General features: G+C 66.1%; 22 protein-coding genes, 1 tRNA gene and 2 riboswitches. Of the genes, 17 read left to right on the top strand and 6 right to left on the bottom strand.

What is annotated here, in order from left to right; all coding sequences use genetic code 11:
* The first annotated feature begins 190 nt into the window (after positions 1-190).
* The 12 genes from ABIB45_RS12665 to ABIB45_RS12610 all read left to right on the top strand — a co-directional run bounded on the left by ABIB45_RS12665 (position 191) and on the right by ABIB45_RS12610 (position 12,410).
* Positions 191-883: an iron-dependent transcriptional repressor DtxR gene (locus tag ABIB45_RS12665; RefSeq protein WP_354216202.1), complete on the top strand. Its 693-nt coding sequence runs from the start codon at positions 191-193 to the stop codon at positions 881-883.
* A 240-nt stretch (positions 884-1,123) separates the two neighbouring features.
* A riboswitch (cyclic di-AMP (ydaO/yuaA leader) is annotated at positions 1,124-1,341 on the top strand.
* Between the two features lie 3 nt (positions 1,342-1,344).
* The gene (locus tag ABIB45_RS12660; protein WP_354216201.1) at positions 1,345-2,172 is read left to right on the top strand and encodes a M23 family metallopeptidase; all 828 of its coding nucleotides are present in this window, start codon (positions 1,345-1,347) and stop codon (positions 2,170-2,172) included.
* A 139-nt stretch (positions 2,173-2,311) separates the two neighbouring features.
* Positions 2,312-2,484, top strand: a riboswitch (cyclic di-AMP (ydaO/yuaA leader).
* 70 nt (positions 2,485-2,554) lie between these two features.
* A complete protein-coding gene (locus ABIB45_RS12655) occupies positions 2,555-3,229 on the top strand; it encodes a C40 family peptidase (protein WP_354216247.1) in 675 nt (224 codons plus the stop codon).
* A 151-nt stretch (positions 3,230-3,380) separates the two neighbouring features.
* Positions 3,381-4,133 carry an NlpC/P60 family protein gene (locus ABIB45_RS12650; RefSeq protein WP_354216200.1) on the top strand — a complete coding sequence of 251 codons (753 nt, stop codon included), beginning with the start codon at positions 3,381-3,383 and terminating at the stop codon, positions 4,131-4,133.
* A 236-nt stretch (positions 4,134-4,369) separates the two neighbouring features.
* Positions 4,370-4,870, top strand: coding sequence for an HNH endonuclease (locus tag ABIB45_RS12645; RefSeq protein ID WP_354216199.1), 501 nt, complete (start codon positions 4,370-4,372; stop codon positions 4,868-4,870).
* A 27-nt stretch (positions 4,871-4,897) separates the two neighbouring features.
* Complete coding sequence (gene mobA / locus ABIB45_RS12640) at positions 4,898-5,611, top strand: molybdenum cofactor guanylyltransferase (protein WP_354216198.1); 714 nt, start codon at positions 4,898-4,900, stop codon at positions 5,609-5,611.
* Entirely contained in the window at positions 5,608-5,901 is a 294-nt protein-coding gene (locus ABIB45_RS12635) for a DUF6457 domain-containing protein (protein ID WP_354216197.1), read from the top strand. Before mobA ends, ABIB45_RS12635 begins: the two co-directional genes overlap by 4 nt.
* 10 nt (positions 5,902-5,911) lie before the next feature.
* Positions 5,912-7,336 carry a molybdopterin molybdotransferase MoeA gene (locus tag ABIB45_RS12630; RefSeq protein ID WP_354216196.1) on the top strand — a complete coding sequence of 475 codons (1,425 nt, stop codon included), beginning with the start codon at positions 5,912-5,914 and terminating at the stop codon, positions 7,334-7,336.
* 140 nt (positions 7,337-7,476) lie between these two features.
* Entirely contained in the window at positions 7,477-8,373 is an 897-nt protein-coding gene (gene fdhD / locus ABIB45_RS12625; protein ID WP_354216195.1) for a formate dehydrogenase accessory sulfurtransferase FdhD, read from the top strand.
* Between the two features lie 129 nt (positions 8,374-8,502).
* A complete protein-coding gene (locus tag ABIB45_RS12620) occupies positions 8,503-11,529 on the top strand; it encodes an alpha-mannosidase (RefSeq protein WP_354216194.1) in 3,027 nt (1,008 codons plus the stop codon).
* Between the two features lie 123 nt (positions 11,530-11,652).
* Positions 11,653-12,003 (top strand): hypothetical protein, encoded by a 351-nt coding sequence (locus ABIB45_RS12615; protein WP_354216193.1) that lies wholly within the window; start codon positions 11,653-11,655, stop codon positions 12,001-12,003.
* A gap of 2 nt (positions 12,004-12,005) precedes the next feature.
* Positions 12,006-12,410: a hypothetical protein gene (locus ABIB45_RS12610; protein ID WP_354216192.1), complete on the top strand. Its 405-nt coding sequence runs from the start codon at positions 12,006-12,008 to the stop codon at positions 12,408-12,410.
* 173 nt (positions 12,411-12,583) lie between these two features.
* Here the strand turns inward: ABIB45_RS12610 and ABIB45_RS12605 are convergent, their stop codons facing one another.
* Positions 12,584-13,321: a hypothetical protein gene (locus tag ABIB45_RS12605; protein WP_354216191.1), complete on the bottom strand. Its 738-nt coding sequence runs from the start codon at positions 13,319-13,321 to the stop codon at positions 12,584-12,586.
* Entirely contained in the window at positions 13,318-14,049 is a 732-nt protein-coding gene (locus ABIB45_RS12600) for a hypothetical protein (protein WP_354216190.1), read from the bottom strand. The genes ABIB45_RS12605 and ABIB45_RS12600 overlap by 4 nt, the downstream gene beginning before the upstream one ends.
* Before the next feature lie 248 nt (positions 14,050-14,297).
* Between ABIB45_RS12600 and ABIB45_RS12595 the strand changes: the two genes are divergently transcribed.
* Complete coding sequence (locus tag ABIB45_RS12595; protein WP_354216189.1) at positions 14,298-15,962, top strand: ABC-F family ATP-binding cassette domain-containing protein; 1,665 nt, start codon at positions 14,298-14,300, stop codon at positions 15,960-15,962.
* Positions 15,959-17,872, top strand: coding sequence for an ABC transporter ATP-binding protein (locus ABIB45_RS12590; RefSeq protein ID WP_354216188.1), 1,914 nt, complete (start codon positions 15,959-15,961; stop codon positions 17,870-17,872). Before ABIB45_RS12595 ends, ABIB45_RS12590 begins: the two co-directional genes overlap by 4 nt.
* Before the next feature lie 34 nt (positions 17,873-17,906).
* Here ABIB45_RS12590 and ABIB45_RS12585 read toward each other — a convergent pair whose 3' ends face one another.
* The 3 genes from ABIB45_RS12585 to ABIB45_RS12575 all read right to left on the bottom strand — a co-directional run bounded on the left by ABIB45_RS12585 (position 17,907) and on the right by ABIB45_RS12575 (position 18,898).
* Positions 17,907-18,320: an NUDIX hydrolase gene (locus tag ABIB45_RS12585; RefSeq protein ID WP_354216187.1), complete on the bottom strand. Its 414-nt coding sequence runs from the start codon at positions 18,318-18,320 to the stop codon at positions 17,907-17,909.
* A gap of 45 nt (positions 18,321-18,365) precedes the next feature.
* On the bottom strand, positions 18,366-18,824 hold the full coding sequence (locus ABIB45_RS12580; RefSeq protein WP_354216186.1) for a DUF6314 family protein: 459 nt from the start codon (positions 18,822-18,824) through the stop codon (positions 18,366-18,368).
* Between the two features lies 1 nt (position 18,825).
* Positions 18,826-18,898: transfer RNA gene (locus ABIB45_RS12575), tRNA-Arg, on the bottom strand.
* Between the two features lie 83 nt (positions 18,899-18,981).
* On the opposite strand from ABIB45_RS12575, the gene ABIB45_RS12570 reads away from it, so the two are divergent.
* A complete protein-coding gene (locus ABIB45_RS12570) occupies positions 18,982-19,743 on the top strand; it encodes a DUF998 domain-containing protein (RefSeq protein ID WP_354216185.1) in 762 nt (253 codons plus the stop codon).
* Positions 19,744-19,807: 64 nt separating this feature from the next.
* Here the strand turns inward: ABIB45_RS12570 and ABIB45_RS12565 are convergent, their stop codons facing one another.
* The gene (locus ABIB45_RS12565) at positions 19,808-20,473 is read right to left on the bottom strand and encodes a hypothetical protein (protein WP_354216184.1); all 666 of its coding nucleotides are present in this window, start codon (positions 20,471-20,473) and stop codon (positions 19,808-19,810) included.
* A 32-nt stretch (positions 20,474-20,505) separates the two neighbouring features.
* Between ABIB45_RS12565 and ABIB45_RS12560 the strand changes: the two genes are divergently transcribed.
* Both ABIB45_RS12560 and pcrA read left to right on the top strand, forming a co-directional pair.
* The gene (locus ABIB45_RS12560; protein WP_354216183.1) at positions 20,506-21,369 is read left to right on the top strand and encodes an inositol monophosphatase family protein; all 864 of its coding nucleotides are present in this window, start codon (positions 20,506-20,508) and stop codon (positions 21,367-21,369) included.
* A 168-nt stretch (positions 21,370-21,537) separates the two neighbouring features.
* Positions 21,538-24,084 (top strand): DNA helicase PcrA, encoded by a 2,547-nt coding sequence (gene pcrA, locus ABIB45_RS12555; RefSeq protein WP_502914534.1) that lies wholly within the window; start codon positions 21,538-21,540, stop codon positions 24,082-24,084.
* The last annotated feature ends 17 nt before the right edge of the window (positions 24,085-24,101 follow it).

Below are 24,101 nucleotides of genomic sequence, written 5' to 3'. Positions count from 1 at the left end.
TATTCTGCCTGAAACAGTAGATCGGGCGGGAACCGGCAGCGTCATAGTTCAGTCAACGAGACGATCGGGGGCCGCCCGGCGATTATCCGGACAAACTCAAAATAGGCTAAGCTTTTCACCGGACCTCGCCTCGACTGGGACACGATACGGTGGGACAACGCTAGGTACTGCGCTCGAGGAGCTGAGCTGGATGACGGATCTGATCGATACCACGGAGATGTATCTTCGAACCATTTTGGAGCTTGAAGAAGAGAACATCGTTGCACTTCGCGCCCGCATCGCCGAGCGGCTGCGGCACTCCGGACCCACGGTGTCCCAAACCATCGGCCGGATGGAGCGCGACGGCCTGGTAGTGGTCTCCGGGGACCGTCACCTGGAACTCACCGGGACCGGGCGCAAGCGCGCCACGGAGGTCATGCGCAAACACCGGCTCGCTGAACGCCTCCTGGCTGACGTTATTGGCCTGGACTGGGCCTACGTCCATGAGGAAGCCTGCCGCTGGGAGCACGTGATGAGCGAGCGGGTTGAGCGGCGCATCTACGAACTGCTGGACCACCCCACCGAATCGCCCTACGGCAATCCCATCCCCGGGCTGGCCGCGTTGGGTGGAAAGCCCTCGGTCCCTGAAGACGGTGTTATTAATCTCGTTGCGGCCATGCTCGCATACGGCCCGACGTCGAACGTGACGGTCAGCCGGCTGGCTGAACCTATCCAGGTGGAGCCGGAGTTGCTGGTACAGCTGGATGAAGGTGGGATCCGGCCTGGCGCCTCGGTCTTACTGGAGCGTGTAGGGGAGTACATCTCCGTCCGGGTTCCCGGGATTGAGGGTGCTCTCGAGTTGCCTCCCGAAGTGGCAGCCCACGTTTTCGTTGCGATCCGCTGAGGAGCCTGAGTCAGCGCCGGGTTGCCGCCGGGGTGAAGTTGCGGCGAGGCTGACCGCCGGGAGAGGCGCCGTTGCTGGCCTGCGAAAAGAGCGGGTAAAGGCTTGATTCGGGATGTCCAGTAGCGCATCAGTGGCCATTCCGCAAAAGATAACGGAATTGTTACTGGGTATCTTGATCGCATATAGTTAACCCAAGCGTCGATACAAAAACGTTACCTGATCCGGAGCCGAGCTCTGCCAGCGGATCAGGTGCACGAGTCACCAACTGGCAGAGGCGGGGGAACCACAACCGGCAGTCGCAAGACGCCTTGGGGTGAAGTCCGTCAGCAGCAAGCCTCTTCCAGCGAAGGATCCTCACCGGATATCTCTGCGCCAAGTGCTTGTTACGGCGGACCGGGTCTTTGCACTCTCTGACCCGAATCCGACAGCTAACTTCGCAGGCTATCCAGAGAGGAACATTCTTGACCACGCAATACTCCAGGGGCCGCCGGCGTGCGGCAGGCCCCGCTCCGGCGCCGCGGGCGGCCGAGGGTTTCTCTGCGGAGAGGCCCCGCGATCCGCAGCGCGAAGCGCGCCGTAACCGCCGGGGGGCATTCCGGCAGATCACCGATTTCGCCGCCGCCAGCGGCATCGGCCAGAAGGCCGGCATTGCGCTTGCGGCCACTGGCCTGGTCCTTACCGTGACGGTTCCGGTAGCGGGCCCGTCGATGGCAGATCAGCAGCCTGGCCAGTCCGTCGCTGCGGTGTCCGGGCTCCCGCAGCCCGAGGTTTCCGCGGAAGCAGCCGCCAAGATCGATTTCAGTCGCTCCGCCGTTGTTACGCAGGGCGATCCCGACGGCAAGCTGAAGCAGCTGTTGAGCGCACAATCGGCTGGATCCATTACCCCCGCGTCCTCCGCCGGCAGCCTGGGCGCACCGCTTGCCCAGCTGATCACCGCCTCTCCGTTCGGATTCCGGATCAGCCCCATTACCGGCGGTTCCGGTGACTTCCACCGCGGCCAGGACTATGTGGCCCAGTGCGGCACTTCCGTGTTGGCTGCTGCCAGCGGCACCGTGACGTTCGTCGGCTGGCACCAGTACGGCGGCGGTAACCGGGTTGTGGTGGACCATGGCAATGGCCTGGAAACCACGTACAACCACCTGTCCTCCGCTACCGTCAAGGTAGGACAGAAAGTGACCCGCGGCGAGGTTGTTGCCCTCAGTGGCACCACGGGCGCCTCCACCGGCTGCCACCTCCACTTCGAGGTACAGGTCAACGGCGAAGTTGTTGACCCCACAGGCTGGCTCTGAGCATTAAATGATGGTCAACTCTCAGATCACAGTGACAAGCCGTGACCTGAATGTGACATTGTCCTTGAACTCCTGTACCGTCTAAAGCGCGTCAACTTTTCCGAAGTTGACGTTCTTGAGTGGATTGCCTAGCTCTGCCACCGCTCAAGGTCCGTTCGCATTACATCGTCTGGCAGGGGCGGGGGAACCAATTTTGGTCTTCGATTTTGAAGGCCTTGGGGTTAAGTCGCAAAGCTTCCCAGGAAGCAGCGCGGCCGGGTGAACTCCCATCCGAATCCGACAGCTCACCTCGCAGGCATTGGGAGAGGCTACCTTCGTGTCTTCACGTCATAATTCTGCGCGTCACCGCGCGCAAACGGTTCGCACCAACCCCTTGGGCTCCGTGTCCAAGGCCGTTAGTGCAAATGCCGGGACCGTAGGTCGCCAGGCTGCTGTCATCGCAGCTGCGTCGGGTCTCATCCTGACCTTGGGGCTTCCGGCCAACGCCGCGGACACCACCGCTGGTGTGTCCGCGTCCACCGAGTCCGGTTCCGCGCAGACTGCACTAGCCGTAACTGCCGCACCCACGGCCACTGTTTCCTTCGAGCGCCCCGTGGTCAAAACCACTGCAGCTCCGAGGATTGAGCGGGTCCGGGCGCAGTCCACGGCTACGGAAACAGCAGCAACGGCAACGGAAGCTGCGGGTGCTGTCAAGAGCAAGCTCGCGGACACCGTTTCCTCCGCCGCGGCTTCGGGTCTGGCAGCAATTGCGTACACCGGCATCGGTCACCCCTACCTCTGGGGTGGCACCACTCCCAATGGCTGGGACTGCTCCGGCTTCACCCAGTGGGTCTACGCCCAGGCCGGCATTAGCATCCCCCGCACGAATGCCTGGACGGCCATGCGGCCTACCGCAACCCCTACTCCCGGCGACCTCGTTATGCAGAACGGTGGAGCCCACGTTGGCATCTACGTCGGCAACGGCATGATGATCAGTGCGCTGAACCCGTCGCAGGGCACCCTGCTGCACGCGGCTGCAGCCACCGGCACGTCCTCGTTCTTCACCCCGGCGCTGTAACCCCCGCAGCCCTGGGCTGCAACCGTTTCTTCACTGGAACTCTTCATCACATCCCCGTTCGGGGCGTGCCGGCGTACCCCCAAGATGCCGGCGCGTCCAACGCCGTTGGGCTGCCCACGCGGTCCTTAGGAACACGAAAGAGAGAAATTAAATGACTACACGTGCAACTGTTGCACGCCACCGCGCCGAGGTCACCAAGACCAACTCGCTGGCTGTCATTGCCAAGGCTGTCGGCGACAACGCCGGCGGCATGGGCCGCCAGGCCGCGGTTATCGCTGCAGCCTCCGGCCTGGTCCTGACCAGTGGTATCGCGGCGAACGCGGCAGAGACCAACGTTCAGCGCGAAGCAGTCTCCACCGCCAACCTTGAGGTTGGGGTCTCCGCGCCGGCCATCATTTCGGCCTCTTCCACCATCGCCATCTCCTACGAGAAGCCTGCTGTGACCACCACACCGGCTCCCGTTAAGGTGGCGGAGCCCGTTGTTGAGGCTCCGGCCGCTCCGGTTGCCAAGCCCGCAGCCACTATCAAGGTGGCGGCGTCCACTCCGTCCGCGCACGCCGCTCCGGTGGCTGCCAGCGGCAAGGGCCAGGCCATCCTGTCCGCAGCCTACGCACAGCTGGGTGTGAGCCAGGACTGCACCATGCTGGTGACCAACTCGCTCGCCGCAGTGGGCATCAACTTCCACGACTGGCCCGCTGGCTACCTCTCCCTGGGCCGCACCGTGAGTGCAGCCGAAGCCCAGCCCGGCGACCTGATCTACTACGCAGACGGCGGAGCCGGCATGGCCCACATCGCGGTCTACGCCGGCAACGGCCAGGCTGTGCACGGCGGCTACAACGGCAACCAGACCGTTGTATTCAGCGCCAACGTTGGTTCGGGACCGGTCTTCATCCGCGTGTCCTAGTAGTTGATTGAGCTTTCAAAGGACCTCCGCCTGATGGCGGGGGTCCCTTTGCTTGCTCCTGCCGTTCCACCCCGGACTGGACGCCCGGCGGGCCCGACACGTAGCGCCACGGAACGGGTAATTAGTTGATACCGGCATTTTCTGTTTACTCTTGTGGTGTCGATCCATAGCCCGGATATGCCGGGGGCAGCCGGCCCTCGTGCCCCTGACGGGTGCGGCCACGAAGAGGTACGTGCATGCGCACTCTCGTTCTGAATGCTGGATATGAACCGCTGGCGGTTGTCACCTTCCGCCGGGCGCTGGTGCTTGTGCTCACGGGCAAGGCCAGCGTTATTGCCGAAGGCGATGACCCTGTAGTGGGTCCGCAGGAAATCTTGGGCCGCCCGTCCGTGATTCTCCTGAACCGCTACATCCGCCCCCGATACAACCAGAGCACTACGGTCAGCCGCCGCGGAGTCCTGCGGCGTGATGGTCACCGGTGTGCATACTGCGGCAAAGGTGCCCACACCATCGACCATGTGCAGCCCAAATCACGGGGTGGCGCCGACTCGTGGGAGAACCTCGTGGCCGCATGCCTTCGGTGCAACAACACCAAGGGCGACCACACCCCTGCCGAAATGGGGTGGAAGCTGAAGGTTGTGCCGGAGCCGCCGCATGGCACCATCTGGCAGATCAAGGAGCTGGAGAAGCCGACGCCGGCCTGGGACCCCTTCCTGCTGCCTGAACGGGCGGCCTGACCGCGCCACCGCCGTTAGGCTGGGAGGGTGGACGCTGACCCCCTAAGTTTTGATGCCGTCATTCTCGCCGGTGGCCGTTCCGCGCGCCTTGGCGGCGTGCCCAAGCAAAGCCTGACATACGACGGCGATACGCTGTTGCGCCGTTCGGTCGCCGCTGCCGGAGGTGCCCGGGCCATCGCCGTCGTGGGTCCTGGCCCCGGGAACATGCCGGCCGGGATCCTCAGCTGCCGTGAGGAGCCGCCGTTCGGCGGTCCGGCGGCCGCCATCGCGGCCGGGCTCGCGGCAGTGCAGGATCTCTCTGTCGTAGGAGGTGCCGCGGCAGGGGACGCCACCGGCGGATGCCGTCCCCGGTTGACTTTGGTGCTGGCCTGTGACATGCCCAATGTTCGGCACGCGGTGGCCGCCCTCCGGAAGGCCTTGGAAGCCGGCGGACCGGCAGTGGCCGCGGACGGAGTGGTGGCTGTCTCGCAGGATGGCCGGCGACAGCCGTTGGTGGGCTTTTATAGCACGGCTGCGCTACAACGTTCAGTGGCCGAGCTTGCCGCTAAAGGAAGCTTAATCAACGGTTCGGTCGGGGCGCTCCTTGCTAGTCTTGACCTACAGCCTGTCGCCGTTCCGGCCGGCTCCACAGCTGACGTGGACACCTGGGACGACGCCGCCGCACTTGGTGTGGCCGGCCCGGATCCGCTCAGTGGATCCCGGAGCAACGCGGCCGCAGATGATTTGGGAGGCAGAGCGTGAAGAGTCAGGACGAGACGCTGGAAGAGTGGTGCCGGGCGCTGCTGCAGGCATACGAACTTGAAGACGTCCAGATTGACGTGAACGCCATCCTGTCGCTGGCTGGAGTGGCCGCCCACTCGGTGGTCCGCCCGGCGGCACCGCTGACAACTTTTATTGCCGGGCTGGCGGCGGGCCTGGCAGCGGGATCGGGACAGGTTACGGACGCTGCCGCCATGACCGCAGCCATGGACCGCGCCCGGGCCCTCGCTGCAGACTACGATTCCGAACCCACCGGGGTACCCGTCGAATGATCACCGCCGAATGACCGCCGCCTCCGGCGACGAACCCGGGAGCCCCGACCCGCAGCATTCCCTTCCTGCCCCTGAGGTGCACGCCGCTGAGGCGCACGCAACGCACCTGGCCCATACCTGGGACGAGGCGCGCCAAGCCGCCTTTGACAGTGCCACGCCGATTCCGCCCGGACGGGTCCCGCTGGACCAGGCACTGGGGCGGGTCCTGGTTGAAGCCATCACCGCGCTGCACGATATGCCGCATTATGCGTCCTCCGCGATGGACGGCTGGGCGGTCAACGGCGGCGGTCCGTGGATTGTGGCGGAGGCCGGCCGGCGGCTGGCTCCGCATCAGGCCAGCCGGATTGTCACTGGGGGATTGATTCCGCCCGGAGCCAAGGGGGTGCTGCGCAGCGAGAGTGCGGTGCTGGGCACGGACGACGACGGCCTGCCGCTGTTGCTTACAGGCGGCACCGCCCGCCCCGGCGAGCCCAAGAACGGCCAGCATATCCGGAAAGCGGGTGAGGAAGCAGCTGCGGGGGACGTCCTGGTCAAGGCGGGCGTCACCCTGAACCCGGCCCATCTGGCCGTCGCCGCCCTGGCGGGGCACGATGACCTGTTGGTGCGCGGGAAGCCGGTGGTGAAGCTTCTGCTCACCGGATCCGAAGTCGTGGCGGAAGGCCTGCCCGTGCCAGGGCAGGTCCGGGATACCTTCGGCCCGCAGCTCGCAGCAGTGGTGGCCATGCTCGGCGGCATCTACGCCGGCCAGGAAAGAATCGGCGACTCCTATCCGGAGTGGCTGGCTGGCCTGGAGGACCTCGCGCCTGAGGTTCCGGACCCCGCCGCGCTGCCTGCCGACGTCGTGATCACTACCGGCGGGACGGGACGTTCCGATACCGACCACCTCCGCCGCGCAGTGGCGCAACTGGGCGGGCGGCTGATCATCGACGGCATTGCGATGCGCCCCGGGCATCCTGCCGTCCTGGCCGAACTCCCGGACGGACGCTTTGTCATGGGGCTGCCCGGGAACCCGCTGGCTGCCATGATGGCATTGTCCACTGTGGGCGAACCCCTGCTAGCGGCTTTGGGCCACGGCCCCCTGCCGCCCGTGCAGGACGTCCCCTGCGGTGCAACCCTCGAGCCGGAGCCAGGACGGACCCGGCTGATGCCCTTCCGGCTCCTGTACGGGATGGCTTCCCCGGCCAAGCACACCGGACCGGGGATGATGCGCGGGCTGGCCTCGGCCCACGGGGTGATAGTTGTCCCGCCGCACGGAGTGCATCTCGGCGAGCCTGTGCCGGCGTTCGCTTTGCCGTGGGGACCGCCGTTGCCTGTGCCCGAACCGGCCGGCACCAAGCCCAAAACCCGTCCTGCGGCCAAGCCTGGCAGTAAGACGGCGGACAAGGACGCGGCGAAGCCTGCCGGTCCGGTGGACTGGAGTGCCCTGCTGGACTGAGCTGCCGTGCTGCGCGGCCCTGCTCCATGGCTCTGGCGGTGCTCCACAGCCCGGCCGTGGTGCGATGATTGAGCTATGAACACTCCCAGCCGCCCAGTCCGGAACGCCTGCAAGGGCCTTCGAAGCAGTGCAGGACGCTGATGGGACGCATGACCCAGCGCCGCAAGGTGCACAAGTACGTTTTGGACGGCTCGCCCAATGCCTTGGAGTTTCCGGTCCGCTGCCGTGAGGACGTCCTCGCCGTTGAAGAGCCGCTGGAGATCAGGATTGGCCAGCTGTCGTTTTCCGTGACAATGCGAACTCCCGGGGACGACTTTGACCTCGTGGCCGGCTTCCTGGTCTCCGAGGGGATCATCTGGACTCCCGAGCAGCTGGTTTCACTGCGGTTCTGCGCCGGTGAGGACGAAAATGGCGTTCAGACCTTCAACGTGGTGGAGGCCCAGCTGCGGCCCGACGTCGAAATGCCCGCCACCGGACGGAACGTGTTCACCTCAAGTTCCTGCGGTATCTGCGGCACCGATTCGATCGAAGCCGTGCGGAAATCCTCCCACTACAGCCCGGCTTCGGATCCTGTGACAGTGCCGGCGGACGTCCTCGCCTCCCTGCCCACCCGGCTCCGCGAAGCACAGGCGGTTTTTGATATCACCGGCGGCGTGCATGCCGCCGGCCTCTTCCGGATATCGGACGACGGCGGCGTGGAGCTGTTGTGCCTCCGTGAGGATGTGGGCCGCCACAACGCCGTGGACAAGGTGGTGGGCTGGGCCTTGCGGGAGCGGCTGCTGCCGTTGACCGGTTTGGTCCTGCAGGTATCGGGGCGGGCGTCGTTCGAATTGGTCCAGAAGGCGGCGTTGGCTGGAATACCTGTCCTGGCGGCCGTGAGCGCACCCTCAAGCCTCGCCGCGGAACTGGCGGAGGCCAGCGGGATGACGCTGGCCGGATTCAGTCGGGGCACCAGCCTGAACGTTTACGCCGGCCAGGGCAGGATCACCCTGCCCGCGGCGAATGTTCCTGTAGAGGCCGCCGAGGTTCGGGGATAGGGCTGCGCCGCCCCCTGCGGCAAAACTGGTACTTGGCTATTGAGCTACTAGCCGGTAGATTTTATCCATCGATTGGACGGCATTGTCCGGATTCGACTACTCAAATTCGCGTACCTAAGAGGGTTTACAGTGCATGACGACCGCCGGATTACCGAAGTCCGCCTGGATCGGTTTGTCCGCGAGCGGATCAAGCCCGCCGTATACACCCGAAGCGTTCCCCTGAACCTCAGCAGTTGGGATGCGCCGGGCGAGCCGGTCAACGTGATGGACGCCCTGCGGCATATCTTCCTGCCGCAGGAGCACGGTGCTGCCTGGGGCCAGCCGTGGGGCACCAAATGGCTCCGGCTGCAGGGCGACGTGCCCGAGGCCTGGGGGACCGGCCCGGACACCACGGTGGAAATCGTGGTGGATCTCGGCTTCATCAACGAAGCCCCCGGCTTCCAGTGCGAGGGCATCGCGTGGCGCCCTGACGGCACCATCATTAAAGCGATTTCGCCCCGGAACCAGTACATCCCGCTGAAACTGCTCGGCAGCGGCATGGCCGTTGACTTCTACGTTGAAGCCGCCGCCAACCCGGACATGGCGCAGGGCTGGACCTTCGCCGCCACGCCCTACGGGGACAAAGCAACGGCTGGCACGGCACCGCAATACCGGCTCGGCAGGATCGCCATTGCAGAACTGAACCAGACGGTCTGGGATCTCCAACAGGACATCTGGACGCTCTCCGGGCTGATGCACGAACTTCCCCTCGAGCTGCCGCGGCGCCATGTAATCCTCCGCGCGCTGGAGCGCATGATGGACCTGATGGACCCCGACGACGTCGCCGGTACCGCGGCTGCCGGGCGCGAAGCCCTGGCAGATGTCCTGTCCCGGCCTGCATATGCTTCCGCCCACCACATGGTAGCCACCGGGCACGCCCACATTGACTCCGCGTGGCTGTGGCCGGTACGTGAAACCATCCGCAAATGTGCCAGGACGTTCTCCAACGTGGTGGCGCTGATGGACGAGGATTCAGGCTTTGTGTTCTCGTGCTCATCAGCCCAGCAGTTGGCCTGGATGAAGGAGTTCTACCCCGAACTCTTCGGCCGGATCCGCGAGAAGGTCAAAGCGGGCCAGTTCGTTCCGGTTGGTGGCATGTGGGTTGAATCGGACACCAATATGCCAGGCGGCGAGGCCATGGCCCGCCAGTTCATTGAAGGCAAGAACTTCTTCCTCCAGGAGTTCGGCGTCGAATGCCGCGAAGCCTGGCTCCCGGACTCGTTCGGCTACTCCGCAGCCCTGCCGCAGATTGTCAGGTCGGCCGGCAGCCGCTGGTTCCTCACCCAGAAAATCTCGTGGAACCAGGTCAACCGGATGCCACACCATACATTCAACTGGGAAGGCATCGACGGCACCAGGCTCTTCACGCATTTCCCACCCGTTGACACCTACAACGCCGAGCTGAGCGGGCGCGAACTGGCCCACGCCGAACGGAACTTCCGCGAGCATGGGCGAGCCAACACCTCGCTGGTGCCGTTCGGTTACGGCGACGGCGGCGGGGGACCCACGCGGGAAATGCTGGCCGCCGCAAGGCGCACCGGGGACCTTGAGGGCTCGCCCAAGGTCCGCGTCGGTTCCGCCGAGAGTTTCTTCGCCGAGGCGGAGGAGGGCTACGACACTTTGCCCGTGTGGGTGGGGGAGATGTACCTTGAACTCCATCGCGGCACCTACACCAGCCAGGCCCAAACAAAACGCGGAAACCGGCGCAGTGAACACCTGCTTCGCGAGGCCGAACTCTGGTGCACTACGGCCGCCGTCCGCAGCTCCTTCGCGTACCCTGCCGCCGAACTGAAGCGGCTCTGGCGGCTGGTGCTCCTGCAGCAGTTCCACGACATCCTGCCGGGCAGCTCCATCGCGTGGGTCCACCAGGACGCGGAACGCAACTACGCCGCCATCGGCACCAGCCTCGAAACCATCATTGGCCAGGCGGCGGCCGCCCTCCTGGGTGAGGGGTCCAGGACGCTCCTGCTCAACGCCGCGCCCCACGCACGGAACGGAGTACCTGCGCTCGGGGCCGCAGAACCGGCGGTCCACGGCCAGCCCGTCAAGGCAACCGCCCTGGAGGGCGGTTATGTACTCGACAATGGCATCATCCGGGCTGTCCTTGATGCTGACGGCCTCCTCGCCTCCCTCACCGATTACGCCACGGGACGCGAAGCTATTGCGCCCGGGTCGCGCGGCAACCTGCTGGAACTGCACCGGGACACCCCCAACGAATGGGATGCCTGGGACATTGACGAGTTCTACCGCCGTAACGTCACGGCCGTGACGGCTGCGCAGGATCTCCGGCTGGAGCACGTTGGCGGCAGCGCCGTGGTGGTGGTGGACCGGGTGGCAGGCTCATCGCCGGTCACCCAACGGATCACGCTGGGTGCCGGCAGCGATTCCCTGTCCATCAGTACCGCTGTTGAGTGGCAGGAGAGCGAGAAACTCTTGAAGCTTGGCTTCCCGCTGGACGTCAAGGCGGACCGCTCTGCCGCCGAGACGCAGTTCGGGCACGTCTTCCGGGCCACCCACGTGAACACCTCATGGGAGGCGGCGAAATTCGAGATCTGCGCGCACCGTTGGATCCACGTGGGGGAGCCCGGTTATGGCGTGGCGATCTCCAACGCGGCCACTTACGGACACGATGTCACCATGAACGTCAGGGAGGCCGACAGCGGGACCACCACCACAGTGCGGCTCTCCCTGCTGCGGGCTCCGAAGTTCCCGGACCCGACGGCGGACCGCGGCCACCAGGAGCTGGCGGTCACCATCCGGCCCGGCGCTGGAATCGCCGAGGCCGTGGAGGAGGGCTACCGGACCAACCTCGCTCCGCGGCTGGTCCGCGGCGGACGGGACGTGGAGCCGTTGTTCACGGTGGACAACCCGGCGCTGGTCATTGAGGCGGTCAAGCTTGCCGAGGACAGTTCGGGCGATGTTGTGGTCCGGCTTTATGAATCCCGGGGGCAGCGGTCGGCCGGGGTCATTTCGGCTGGTTTTCCGGTCAAGGACGTGCAGGCAACGGACCTGCTGGAACGCCCCGTCCAAGCGCCCGGGGTGACACCCGGTGCCGAGGGCAGCGTCAGCCTGGCGTTGCGGCCCTTCCAACTGGTCACACTGAGGTTTGCCCGGTAGGAGCTGTACGCCAGGTACGAGCTGCTGGGAGCTGTTCGCCAGGCAGTCGCTGCGGAGCGTCGTCGGAACAGCGGCTGTCACTGTCTCCTTGCCTGCCTAGTCGCGCCCCGGGGGAATATGCGTATGCATGGACAGCTTGTGCGGGGCATGGAACTGGGAATATTCACCTTCGGCGACATCCGCCGCGATCCCGTCAAGCTCGATGCACAGGAACGCGTCACCTGGAACGGCCGGTTCCGCTCCGGCTTGGACGACGCCCTCATCCTGCCGCGTCCGTTCCCGGCCGCTGACGGCCGGTGTGAACTGGACATCTGGATCGCCACGGGCGGGACTCTGAAGTCATCCGTGCGGGCTGCGACCCTGCGCCAGAACGCCATGTACGCCTGCTGGGCGGATCCGTACGGAACTTCGAGCGGCACGTCGCCCTGTACCGGCAGACCGCCGTCGAACACGGGCACAACAATGCAGCGCTGAGGGTGGGCGTCAGCGCCCCGTGGTTGGTGCTGCGGGACCTGGGCTCGGGTTCGGGTGCGGGCCGGGCCAAGGAAGTCTTTCAGCCGTACTGGCTGGACAGCATGCGCCGGATCTCGGCCGAGCGGGGCTTTCCCACGCCCAGCGGTGTCACCTACAACCTGGAGACCGCGCCCAGCGGCGCCCTTTTTGTGGGCACCCCGGAGCAGGCGGCCGAAAAAATCGTCAGGATGCACGGTCATCTGCAGCATGACCGGCAGATCTTCCAGCTGGATTTGTCGTCAGTCCCGCAGCAGATTGTGCTCGAAGCTATCGAACTGTTGGGTACCGAGGTGCTTCCGCTCGTCCTGCGTGAGCTGGGCGGTGCCGGTGGAACGGGAACTGAGGCCCTAAGCCAAACGGCGCCTTAATCAGGCTGAGTGGGGGCGGTCCCCAACGGCCGCCACCACTCATCCCCCCAATGAGTGCAAAGGCTTTCGGGGCGCGGCATCCAAGAGGTTATCCCCGTTCGCAAACACCGGCGCACCGCCTTCACACATTCATGATTGTTCCATGTCTAATGATTCTGTGAAAGCTATGACGGCTAGTTTGCAGTAGAAGTCTTTTGGCGCCGGCCGCCGCGACCGTGCACGAGGCCAGCGATACCGATCAGGGCCAGTCCAAAAACAAAGCACAAAATGGCGCTGTAATTGATCACAAACATCGCTGCTCCCCAGTCTGACGGGAAAAACGGGAAGAGCAATGTCAACGCGACAGCGATCGAGCCGACGCCCAGCAGGGAGGCGGCGATGCGGACCAGGGCCGGGAACGAACTGCGCACTGCGCCCACCATGGCCGGCAGGAGGACCACCGCTACATAGGCCGGAAAGGCGCGGCCGGCGGCGCCGTAGTACTCAAGCAGAAGAACGTTCCTGGTGCTCTGGCTGGACAAGGCAGCCATGCCAGCGGACGACCCCGTGGTATCCATCATCAGGAAGACAATCACCACCACCAGCGAGGTAAGCGCCAGCACCGCCATCCCGATCCGTCCCGTGAGCAGCCGGTAAGCGCTGTCGGCCCCAAAGCCCCGGGTGACGCGGATACCCACGAAGAAGATAGCGGCGAAGATGACAAAGCGGAGCAGCAAATTGGCCACGTTAACCCCGCCGAGCGCCTGGTCGATGGCAAAGTACGGCGCCCGGATGCTGAGCAGGGTGGCGAGCGTCATCAGGGCAAAGATGTAGAAGACTGTCCTGTTCTTCCCCCTCAGGGCACTGGGAACGCGCGCGATGGCTACCAGGCCGCAGACAGTCAGCGTGGACCACTGCAGGATTTCGATCATCCCAGGTTCTCCCAGATCTTTTCGGTTTTTTCATGGTCATGTTCCTGCCGGCGGAGGGCCCGGCCGAGTGTCTGCAGCCGGTCACCGGCCAGCGTGGTCAGTTCGCCGTCGGACAGGCTGTCGAGCGCGGACTGCCGGGCTTCGGGAAGCCAGCCTGCCTCCGCCTCCGTGACCAGCCCGGTGGCCACCAGGCCGCTGGCAGGGCCGACGCCGGCGGCAAGGGAGGTGGCAACCGCCAGTTCGGGCGCCATCCGGTTCGCGGTCAGTTGCGCCGAATAGTTCTGCGGGGCGATTCCGGTGGCGGCGGAGACCCGGTGCCGCAGTTCGCCGTCGTCGATGGCCTCCACCCAGTTCTTGACCGAGGTGGCGTGCGGGGCCGGCTCCAACGCCGACGAACCGGCCGGCGCGCCGCCGGGGTCCGCGGCTGAACGGGCCAAAACTGCCCGCAGGAGGTCCGCGGTGGAGATCTGGCTGACCAGTTCTGGCCTTGTAGGCGGGTGCGGGTCCGTGAGCAGGCTGTAGGCATCGAACGCCGCCAGCGCAGACACGGGGTTGACGTTATACGCGCGGCTGATGTTGACCACTGTTGTCTCTGCCACCTTGCCCCGGACAAGCTGCTGGGCCAGGGTGCTCCGCTTGATGCCGGACACACGGCAGACGTCTGACGTGCTCGTGTGGGGGGCGATGCCGTGCAGCCAGCGCTGGAACGCCTTGGCAGGAATGGGCATATCGGCTCTCTGCTGAACGGATGATTGCCCTTGATTTTAGCCTGAATGCGTGCCGGCGGTTTGATGCGGACTCCGGAGTCGACTATGCTTGATGGTCGAGCCCGTTGGTCCGTACACCCCCCAAGTCCGGACCGGCGGGCTCTTTAGTGCCCCGGCACTTTCCCGGGTGGCACAGTGCGGATTCACCGCAGTTTTCGGCCGATCCAGGCGGGTTCCTCCGGCCGGGCGGCGAGAGGATGAACCAACTCATGACTGCAACCCTTGTGGCCAAAGACCTTTCCGGGGGCCACGACCACCGGACGCTTTTCTCCAAGCTTTCCCTCACGGTGGCCCCCGGCGATGTAGTGGGTGTGGTGGGTGCCAACGGTGCCGGAAAATCCACCCTGCTGCGCCTGCTGGCCGGCGTGGACCAGCCCCAGGGCGGCAGTGTGAGCCTTGCGCCGGCTGACGCCTTTGTGGGGTGGCTGCCCCAGGAGCACGAGCGCGTGGCGGGAGAGTCGGTGGCCGGCTACATCGCACGCCGCACCGGCTGCACCCAGGCGACGGCGGAGATGGAGTCCACCGCCGAGGCGCTGGGTTCCGGGGCCCCCGGCGCTGACGACGCCTACTCCCTTGCCTTTGACCGCTGGATGGCGTCCGGCGCGGCGGACCTGGACGAACGCATCCCGGCTGTCCTGGCCGACCTTGGCCTCGAAACCGGCCCGGAAGCCCCCATGGCGGGCCTCTCCGGCGGCCAGGCAGCCCGTGTGGCCTTAGCTGCCCTCCTGCTCAGCCGCTTCGACGTGGTGCTGCTGGACGAGCCCACCAACGACCTGGACCTGGCCGGGCTGGCCAAACTGGAAGCCTTTGTCCAGGGCCTGCGCGGCGGCGTGGTGCTGGTATCCCACGACCGGGAGTTCCTGGCCCGCTGTGTCACCACCATTGTGGAACTGGACCTGGCGCAGAATTCCGTAGCCGTTTACGACGGCGGCTATGAGGCGTTCCTGGAGGAACGCGCGGTGGCCCGGCGGCACGTGCGCGAAAAGTTCGAGGAGTTCGCGTCCACCAAGGCAGACCTCGTGTCCCGTGCCCGGACCCAGCGTGAGTGGAGCTCCCAGGGTGTGCGGAATGCCATGAAAAAGAGCCCGGACAATGACAAGATCCGCCGCGCGGCCAGCACCGAATCCTCCGAGAAGCAGGCCCAGAAAGTCCGGCAGATGGAGTCCAGGATCGCCCGGCTGGACGTGGTGGAAGAACCGCGGAAGGAATGGCAGCTGCAGTTCAGCATCGGCCAGGCGCCGCGGTCCAGCGGGGTGGTGGCCACCCTGCGGGACGCCGTCGTGAACCAGGGCAGCTTTACGCTGGGCCCGGTGAACCTGCAGCTGAACGCAGGGGAGCGGATCGGCATCACCGGACCCAACGGAGCGGGTAAGTCAACGTTGTTGCGCCTGCTTCTGGGTGTCCAGGCGCCGGACTCAGGCAATGCCGCGATGGGCGCCTCGGTGGCCATCGGCGAAATCGACCAGGCCCGCGGACTGCTGGCCGGCCGCCTCAACCTGGCGGACGCCGTCGAAGCTGTCCTGACTGACCTGACGCCTGCTGAGGTCCGTACTCTGCTGGCCAAGTTCGGCCTGAAGGCGGACCACACAGCCCGCGCTGTGGATTCCCTCTCGCCCGGCGAACGCACCCGCGCCGCGCTGGCCCTGCTGCAGGCGCGTGGTGTGAACCTGCTGGTCCTGGACGAGCCCACCAACCACCTTGACCTGCCCGCCATCGAGCAGCTGGAAGAGGCCCTGGAAAGCTACGAGGGCGCGCTGCTGCTGGTCACCCATGACCGGCGGCTGCTGGAGAATGTACGGCTGGATGTACGGTGGAATGTGGACAACGGAACGGTAACTGAACTGATGGCAGACGCAACGGAGCTACAGCGATGAGCATGGACGGCGTTGCCTGGCACTCCCTATACAACATCTCCCGGGCCAAGAACGGCTCCCGGCCCTTCTCCAAGGCAACGCTGAAGCGGGTGCTGGGTTTCGCCCGCCCCCACCGGACAAAACTGATCGCGTTTGTGGCGCTGTCCATTGTGATGGCGTTCCTGGCTGTCGCCACGCCCGTGCTTGCCGGCCAGGTGGTTGACACCATCGTGGCCAGGGCGGGTACCGACGAAGTGATCCGGCTGGCGATACTGATCGCCGTGGTGGCCGTAGCCGAAGCAGGGGTGGGACTCGTCAGCCGCTGGCTGTCCTCCAACATCGGCGAAGGCGTGATCGTGGACCTGCGCACCCGGGTCTTTGACCATGTGCAGAAGATGCCCATTGCGTTCTTCACCCGTACCCGCACCGGGGCCCTGGTCAGCCGGCTGAACAACGACGTCATCGGCGCCCAGTCCGCCTTCGCCGGAACCCTTTCCGGTGTGGTCAGCAACGTGGTGGCCCTGATCCTGACGCTGATCGTGATGCTCGGGACCTCCTGGCAGGTCACCGTGCTCGCCATGATCTTGCTGCCGATCTTCCTCATCCCCGCCCGCCGGATGGGCTCCCGGCTCGCGGACCTGCGCCGTGAGGCAGCAGACCACAACGCAGCCATGGGCACCCAGATGACCGAGCGGTTCTCCGCTCCGGGCGCCACGCTGGTAAAGCTCTTCGGCCGGCCGGATGAGGAATCCAGCGAGTTCGCTCTCCGGGCCGGACGTGTCCGGGACATCGGCGTCCGCACCGCCATGCTGCAGTTCACCTTCGTCACCGCGCTGACGCTGGTCTCCGCGCTCGCCTTGGCGCTGGTCTACGGGCTGGGCGGCTGGCTGGCCATTGGCGGGCAGCTCGCCGCGGGCGACGTCGTGGTGCTGGCACTGCTGCTGACCCGCCTGTACGCCCCGCTCACCGCCCTGTCCAACGCCCGCGTGGAAATCATGAGTGCACTGGTCAGCTTCGAGCGGGTCTTCGAGATCCTGGACCTCAAGCCCCTGATCCAACAGAAGCCCGACGCCGTGGCCATCCCGCCGGGACACGTTTCGGTGGAGTTCGACGACGTCCGCTTCGCCTACCCCTCCGCGGACAAGGTCTCACTGGCCTCGCTCGAGGAAGTATCCACGCTGGACACCCGCGGCGGCGAAGAGGTGCTGCATGGGATCAGTTTCCGCGTGGAACCGGGGCAGACCGTTGCCCTGGTGGGTTCATCGGGTGCCGGAAAGTCCACTATCGCGCAGCTGCTTTCCCGGCTGTACGACGTCGATTCCGGCGCTGTGCGGCTCGGCGGCACCCTTCCCGGGACGGGGCTGGACGTCCGGGACGCCACCTTCGATTCCCTGCGGGACACCCTGGGTATGGTCACCCAGGACGGGCACCTTTTCCACGAGTCGATCGCGTCCAACCTCCGGCTCGCCCGGCCTGACGCCACCGAAGAGGACATGTGGGACGCCATCCGGCAGGCCCGCCTCGAGACCATGATCCGCTCCCTGCCCGATGGCCTGGACACCGTGGTGGGGGAGCGTGGCTACCGGCTCTCCGGCGGCGAACGCCAGCGCCTCACCATCGCCCGGCTGCTGATTTCCCAGCCCCGGGTGGTCATCCTGGACGAGGCCACCGCCGCACTGGATTCCACGAACGAAGCCGCCGTGCAGGCGGCCCTGGGTGCAGCGCTCGAGGGGCGCACCGCCGTCGTGATTGCCCACCGGCTGTCCACGATCCGTGCCGCCGACGTCATCCTGGTGGTGGAGGGCGGACAGATCGTGGAGCGCGGGAGCCACACTGAGCTGCTGGCCGCCAACGGCCGGTACGCCGAGCTGTACCAGACGCAGTTCGCCGAGGCCACCGCAGTGGCCGAGGAGGCCGTTCCCGAGTTCTAGGGGTCAGCCGTTCCCCACCGACCTGGGCCGGAGCCTACCTGGCGGCCAATTTTGGCAGGATGTGGTCCGTCAGCAGCGGGGCGAGGTCGGCGGGCAGCGGCATGCCCCGGTGGTGCTCGGCCAGGTCCAGCCAGCGGATCTCGGCGATCTCGGCCGACGGGTGCGCCGTCCAGGTGCCCGGGGCCAGGAACACCGTGGCTTCAATGTCCGTGGCGGCTTCATTCGCGGCGTCGGCAATCCAGATGCCCATGAGTTCCAGGTCGCGCGGCTCGATGATGATCCCCACTTCCTCCTGGAGCTCGCGGGACGCAGCCTGGACGGCGGTTTCGCCGGGCTCGGGCTTGCCGCCGGGGTGCATAAACATGCCGGTCCCGCGCTTGCGGACGGTCAGGAGCCGCCCGGCGTCGTCGAAGACGCAGACGGCGGAGACAACGATGCGGGCTTTCACGGCTTCGAGCCTAGCCTGTTCAGCTTCGCCGCTTCGAGCCCCCGCTTAGCCCAGCCGCTTCAACGCCGAGGCCAGCAGCAGGTCCTTGCGCGGCCCGCTCACATCCCATGTGTAGCCGAACTCGTCCGGGCCTCCGTAGCTGTACGCCACTCGGTAGGTATCGGGATCGCACCAGTGCTGGTCCAGGCTGGCTTCCGGGGTGAAGCTCATCCGGTGGAAGAGCCGGCCGTCGGGGAAAAACACGTCCAGGGCGTCGGGCCGGTCGGCGGCCTTCAGGAGGTATTCACGGTAGGCGGGACCGGTGAGGGTGGGCCAGCGCATGGTGCCTTCTTCACGAAAGGCGAGGCCGCCGTCGTCCGTTGGCGTGAAATGTACGACGCCGGAAAAGGTTCCGCGGGTGCCTGTGGAGCGGTCCAGCAGGTCCCGTTCCACGGTCCAGCGGCCGGTCTTCGAGGGACCGAGCAGGTAAGCGCGAAGCCCCGTTTCCGGGGCAAGAAGGTTCAAGTGCCCTCGATTGGAATCGAACCAACGACACCGGCTTTAGGAGAGCCGTGCTCTATCCACTGAGCTACGAGGGCGCGTGTCCGCTGTTCCGGCAGGGCCGGTCCGTCCGGACACGGATACAAGCATACAAGGTGGGAGGCCGTACTACGCTCATGGCATGAGTTCAGCCCCGACGTCCGCTCCCGCCGTGGGCTTCATCCCGAACACGGCCTCCATCCGCCAGTACATCGGTGCCTGGTCCGTCCTAAGCGTGCTGCAGTACTTTGTGGCCGAGTCTGCCGTGATCGGAGCTTGGGGCGGGCGGCAGCCCTACGACCGCCGGACCGGCTACATCAGCGACCTCGGTGCAGTCCACTGCGGCATTTACGAGGGCCGGGATGTGTGTTCGCCGCTGCACTGGCTGATGAACGCCTCCTTTGTTGTCCAGGGGCTGGGCATGCTGCTGGGGGCGCTGCTGTTGGGGTCGGGGCTGCTGTGCGTCGCTGCCAGGGCCGGGGCACGGGTCCAGCCGGGGCGCCGAAAGCCCTGGTGGGCCGCAATCTGGGTCCGGATCCTGACCGGAACGGCAGGTGCCGGGACCATGATCGTGGGACTGGCGCCGGAGGATGTGGGCTCCCGCTGGCACTTCACCGGCGCCGTGATGTACTTCCTCGCCGGTGCGCTTGCCCTGCTGGTGCTGGGCGCGTTGTGGCTGCGACAGACGCCGCTCGGCTGGTTTGTCCTGGTGTGCGGGCTGGCGTCGTTCGCAGCGCTGGTGACCGGCGGACTGACGGGGATGGACGTGCCGGAGCCGGGCACCCTGGAACGGCTGATGGGCTACCCGGTCACGACAGGGATGGCCGCCGCTGGACTGGTGATTGCCCAGCGCGTACACCACGAGCGGACCTCACGGCGTCTGAGGGCAACACGGGGTCACTAGAAGCCCAAAAGTGCCGTCCATTGGGCCACAAGTGACCCCGCGGGGCTACCGCGGCGGCGCGGGGCTACTGCGGCGGCGCGGGGCTACTGCGGCGGCGCGGGGGAGCGGATCCCGACGGCGGCTTCCGCTTCAGGAACACTGCGGAACCCCCGGCCAGCAGGCTCAGGACGAGCAGCACCCAGCCCGCAACGGTGAGCCCGGACGCCAGAGCGACCTGACCGGCGTCGGCCGTTTCCGCGGCCACCACCGCATCGATGGTGACGTTGCCCCACAACCGGACCACCACAAACAGCAGCGGGACTGCCCACAGGGCCCAGCGGAGGGACTTCCTCGCGACATTGGTGCCGATCAGCAGCAGCCAGGTGAAGCCGAAGATGAGCGGGAATAGTGTCCCGGCGGTCTTGTGGACGTAGTTGAGCTGGCCGCGGGCGTCGTCGTCCATGGCGGCGTTCAACTGGCCGACGTAGCCGGCGTCGAAGCCGCCCAGCAGTGAATCCGGCATTGCGAGCCCACCGGACAGCTGCGTCAGCTGGTTCAGCACGAGCAGGTGGAGGTACCAGAACAGGAACAGGCTGGCCACCACGCCGGCAATCAGGATCAGGTTGCTGTTGCTTTGGGCCTTCTGCGGCGAACGTTTAGTTGTGGGGTTGATCACCGGCGGAAGGCTGTGCTCTGGAACAGCCGCCTTGGAGCCGTGCTTCTTGATCCGCTGCGCTGGGGTTTTGGCCATGGCACCATTATCGCGCTGCATAGACTGGTTCCATGACCACTGGCCGGCACACCGCCCTCGAACTCGACCCCGCCCTGGACGATTACCAGCTGGCCTCCGCGCTGGTGCGCGAAGCAGGCCAGTTGGCGCTTTTGATGCGGATGGCCGGCCTCGAGGCGCAGCAGAAAACGTCCATCTCAGATGTGGTGACAGCCGCCGACCATGCCGCCGAAGCCTATGTGCTCGAGCAGCTGCAGCGCTGCCGCCCCGATGACGGCATCCTCGGCGAAGAGGGCGCCTCCGTGGCCGGCACCACCGGCCGGACCTGGGTGATCGACCCCGTGGACGGAACGTACAACTTTCTGCACGGCTCCACGTACTGGTGCTCGGCCATCGCCCTGAAGGACTCCACGGACGTGCTGCTGGGGGCTATTTTCCAGCCTGAGGAGGACAAGTTGTGGCTTGGCGGAACTGCCCGCGCTGCCACGCTGAACGGAGAGGTGCTCAACGGTTTTGCGGAGCCGGCCGGACTCCCTGCCGGCGGCGCTTCCCAGGGCGCCGGTTCCCGCAGCGGTGCTGCCCTCGCGGAAGTCGGCGCAGCCACCTACATCCACCCCACCTGGCTGCTGGATCCCCTGTGTGCCATGCCGTGGCACGCCGCCGCCACATCGGCCGCTGCGCTGCGGATGCTCGGCTCAGGGTCCTGCGACCTGGGCCGCGTGGCCGACGGCCAATTGGGTTGCTGGTTCCAGCACAGTTGCCCGGAGTGGGACTGGCTGCCGGGCAAGGCAATTGTCCGGGCCGCCGGCGGCGCCACGGACACAGTGCTGGTGAACGGCCTTCAGTGGTTCATGGCGGGAGGCACGACGGCGGTGCGGGAGTTGCGTGCGGCCCTCCAGTCGGGCTCGGTGACCTGAGCCGGGGCCGAGGAGTTTTTGTCCAGATAATGCGCTGTGCTGACGCTCTGAGGGGCATTATCTGGACAAAAACTCCTTTGACCGGGAGAGGGAGCGGCTGGGCATCAGTTATCCACAGGCTGGAACTGGGTGTCGGACCCACCGCCTAGACTTGTAGGCACCATGGATATGTTGTTTGACCCGTACTCTGACGGACCGTTCAAGGCCGCTCCGGCAGCCGCCCCCCGCACCAAGTCGCGCCCGGAAGGCCTCGCCGCGGCCGCCGAATTCGGTGGTGGCGCGTCTGGCGGCGGCTCCGCTGGTGGTCAGGGGGGCTGGGCCAGCCAGCAGTCCCACGGTGACGGAACCCCGGAGCAGGCGCACCATCGGCCCAATGCTGCTGAACTGCTGCAGGGACTCAATCCCCAACAGGAGGAAGCCGTCAAACACGCCGGCAGTGCCCTGCTGATCGTGGCAGGCGCAGGCTCCGGTAAAACCCGCGTGCTCAGCAACCGGATCGCCTACCTGATCGCCACCCATCGCGCCCATTACGGCGAGATCCTGGCCATCACGTTCACAAACAAGGCTGCCGCCGAGATGCGGGAGCGCATCGCGGCCCTGGTGGGCGGCCGGGCCAAGATCATGTGGATCTCCACGTTCCACTCCTCCTGCGTGCGCATCCTGCGCCAGGAAGCGTCGAACGTGGGCCTGAAGTCGAATTTCTCCATCTACGACTCCGCCGACTCCCTGCGGCTGGTCACCCAGGTATCCAAGAGCCTGGACCTGGACCCCAAAAAGTTCGCTCCGAAGGCCATCCAGCACAAGATTTCGGCGCTCAAGAACGAGCTCATCGACGCCGATTCGTACACAAACTCGGCCAACTACAACGATCCGTTCGAGCAGGCCGTGGCCCAGGTCTTCAAGGGCTACACGCAGCGGCTGCGCCAGGCCAACGCCATGGACTTCGACGACCTCATCGCAGAAACCGTCTACATGTTCCGGGCTTTCCCGGCGCTAGCGGACTCCTACCGCCGGCGGTTCCGGCACGTCCTGGTGGACGAGTACCAGGACACCAACCACGCCCAGTACGCCCTGGTCCGCGAAATTGTGGGCGAGGGCCCCGGCGCGTCCGAGCTCACCGTCGTCGGCGACTCGGACCAGTCCATCTACGCTTTCCGCGGCGCGGACATCCGCAACATCGTGGAGTTCGAGAAGGACTACCCGGACGCCCGCACCATCAAGCTGGAGCAGAACTACCGCTCCACGCAGAACATCCTCAGCGCGGCGAACTCCGTGATCTCGCGCAACCCCAACCGCCCGGAAAAGCGGCTGTGGACAGCCGAGGGCGAGGGCCACAAAATCATCGGCTACGTGGGCGAGAACGAACACGACGAAGCCCAGTTCATCGCCAAGGAAATCGACCGGCTCCAGGACGAGGACAACCTCCGCCCTGGCGACGTCGCAATTTTCTACCGCACCAACGCGCAGTCCCGTTCCATTGAGGACGTGCTGGTCCGGGTGGGCCTTCCGTACAAGGTGGTGGGCGGCACGCGCTTCTACGAGCGCAAGGAAATCAAGGACGCACTCGCGTACCTCCGGGTCCTGGTCAACCCGGACGACGACGTCAACCTGCGCCGGGTGCTCAACGAACCCAAGCGCGGCATCGGTGACCGCGCCGAGGGTGCGGTGGCAGCGCTCGCCCAGCGCGAGCGGATGTCCTTTATGGCAGCCGCCCGGCGGGCCGAGGACGCCCCAGGCATGGCAACGCGCTCAGTCAACGCAGTCCTGGGGTTCGTGAAACTCCTGGACGACCTCGCCGAAGTCGCGGCCGGCTCGGGTGCCGCCGCCGCGCTGGAAGCCGTGCTGGAGCAGACGGGCTACCTTGCCGGGCTGCGTTTAAGCACCGATCCCCAGGACGAGTCCCGCGTGGAGAACCTGGCGGAACTCGTCGCTGTCGTCCGTGAATACGAACAGGAGAACCCGGAAGGGTCGCTGGGCGCCTTCCTGGAGCAGGTGTCCCTGGTGGCTGATGCGGACCAGATCCCGGACGCCCCCGCGGGGACCGCGGACGAACTGGCCGCCGCCGTGGCGGAGGCCAAACGCCTGGGCGTGGTCACCCTAATGACCCTCCATACCGCCAAGGGCCTTGAATTTCCGGTGGTGTTCCTGACCGGCATGGAGCACGGGCTGTTCCCGCACCAGCGTTCGGCCACGGACCCCAAGGAGCTCGCCGAGGAACGCCGGCTGGCCTACGTGGGCCTGACCCGCGCCCGCAAGCGGCTCTACGTCACCCGGTCCGAAGTTCGCAGCATGTGGGGCCAGAGCCAGTACAACCCGGCCAGCCAGTTCCTCGAGGAAATCCCGTCCGAGTTGGTGGAATGGAAGCGCGAAGGCACCAGCCGGCAGTCCGGCGGGTGGGGGAGCGGCGGATCCATCGAGTCGAGCCGCTACAGCGGATCCTTCTGGGGCGCAGGCCCTTCCCGGGGGGCCGCCGCCGATTCGTCGGCAGGTTTCAATGCGGACGTTCCCGCCGCCATCGCCAAGAACCGTGTGCAGCCACAGAAGGAAATTGTGGCCGTCACTGTGGGGGACAAGGTCAACCACACGAGCTTCGGCAACGGCACGGTGCTGGCGCTGGAGGGCGCTGGGGACAAAACGGTGGCCAAGGTGAAGTTCGACGTCGGCGAGAAGCGTCTCCTGCTCCGGTACGCGCCCCTCACAAAGCTGGACGCGTAGCCGCGCTCACCCTTGTC

The sequence above is a fragment of the Arthrobacter sp. UYCo732 genome, from assembly GCF_040547265.1.
Lineage (GTDB): Bacteria > Actinomycetota > Actinomycetes > Actinomycetales > Micrococcaceae > Arthrobacter.
Note: the sequence above shows the minus strand (reverse complement) of the source record. Positions and strands in the feature narration are given on the sequence as shown.

Bases quoted from the DNA above. Each gene is read 5' to 3' on its own strand.
- ABIB45_RS12650 (WP_354216200.1), top strand. From the start codon at position 3,381: ATGACTACACGTGCAACTGTTGCACGCCACCGCGCCGAGGTCACCAAG.
- ABIB45_RS12615 (WP_354216193.1), top strand. From the start codon at position 11,653: ATGCATGGACAGCTTGTGCGGGGCATGGAACTGGGAATATTCACCTTC.
- ABIB45_RS12565 (WP_354216184.1), bottom strand. From the start codon at position 20,473: ATGGCCAAAACCCCAGCGCAGCGGATCAAGAAGCACGGCTCCAAGGCG.
- ABIB45_RS12605 (WP_354216191.1), bottom strand. From the start codon at position 13,321: ATGATCGAAATCCTGCAGTGGTCCACGCTGACTGTCTGCGGCCTGGTA.
- fdhD (WP_354216195.1), top strand. From the start codon at position 7,477: ATGGGACGCATGACCCAGCGCCGCAAGGTGCACAAGTACGTTTTGGAC.
- ABIB45_RS12560 (WP_354216183.1), top strand. From the start codon at position 20,506: ATGACCACTGGCCGGCACACCGCCCTCGAACTCGACCCCGCCCTGGAC.
- ABIB45_RS12645 (WP_354216199.1), top strand. From the start codon at position 4,370: ATGCGCACTCTCGTTCTGAATGCTGGATATGAACCGCTGGCGGTTGTC.
- ABIB45_RS12590 (WP_354216188.1), top strand. From the start codon at position 15,959: ATGAGCATGGACGGCGTTGCCTGGCACTCCCTATACAACATCTCCCGG.
- pcrA (WP_502914534.1), top strand. From the start codon at position 21,538: ATGTTGTTTGACCCGTACTCTGACGGACCGTTCAAGGCCGCTCCGGCA.
- ABIB45_RS12600 (WP_354216190.1), bottom strand. From the start codon at position 14,049: ATGCCCATTCCTGCCAAGGCGTTCCAGCGCTGGCTGCACGGCATCGCC.
- ABIB45_RS12630 (WP_354216196.1), top strand. From the start codon at position 5,912: ATGACCGCCGCCTCCGGCGACGAACCCGGGAGCCCCGACCCGCAGCAT.
- ABIB45_RS12570 (WP_354216185.1), top strand. From the start codon at position 18,982: ATGAGTTCAGCCCCGACGTCCGCTCCCGCCGTGGGCTTCATCCCGAAC.
- ABIB45_RS12665 (WP_354216202.1), top strand. From the start codon at position 191: ATGACGGATCTGATCGATACCACGGAGATGTATCTTCGAACCATTTTG.
- ABIB45_RS12595 (WP_354216189.1), top strand. From the start codon at position 14,298: ATGACTGCAACCCTTGTGGCCAAAGACCTTTCCGGGGGCCACGACCAC.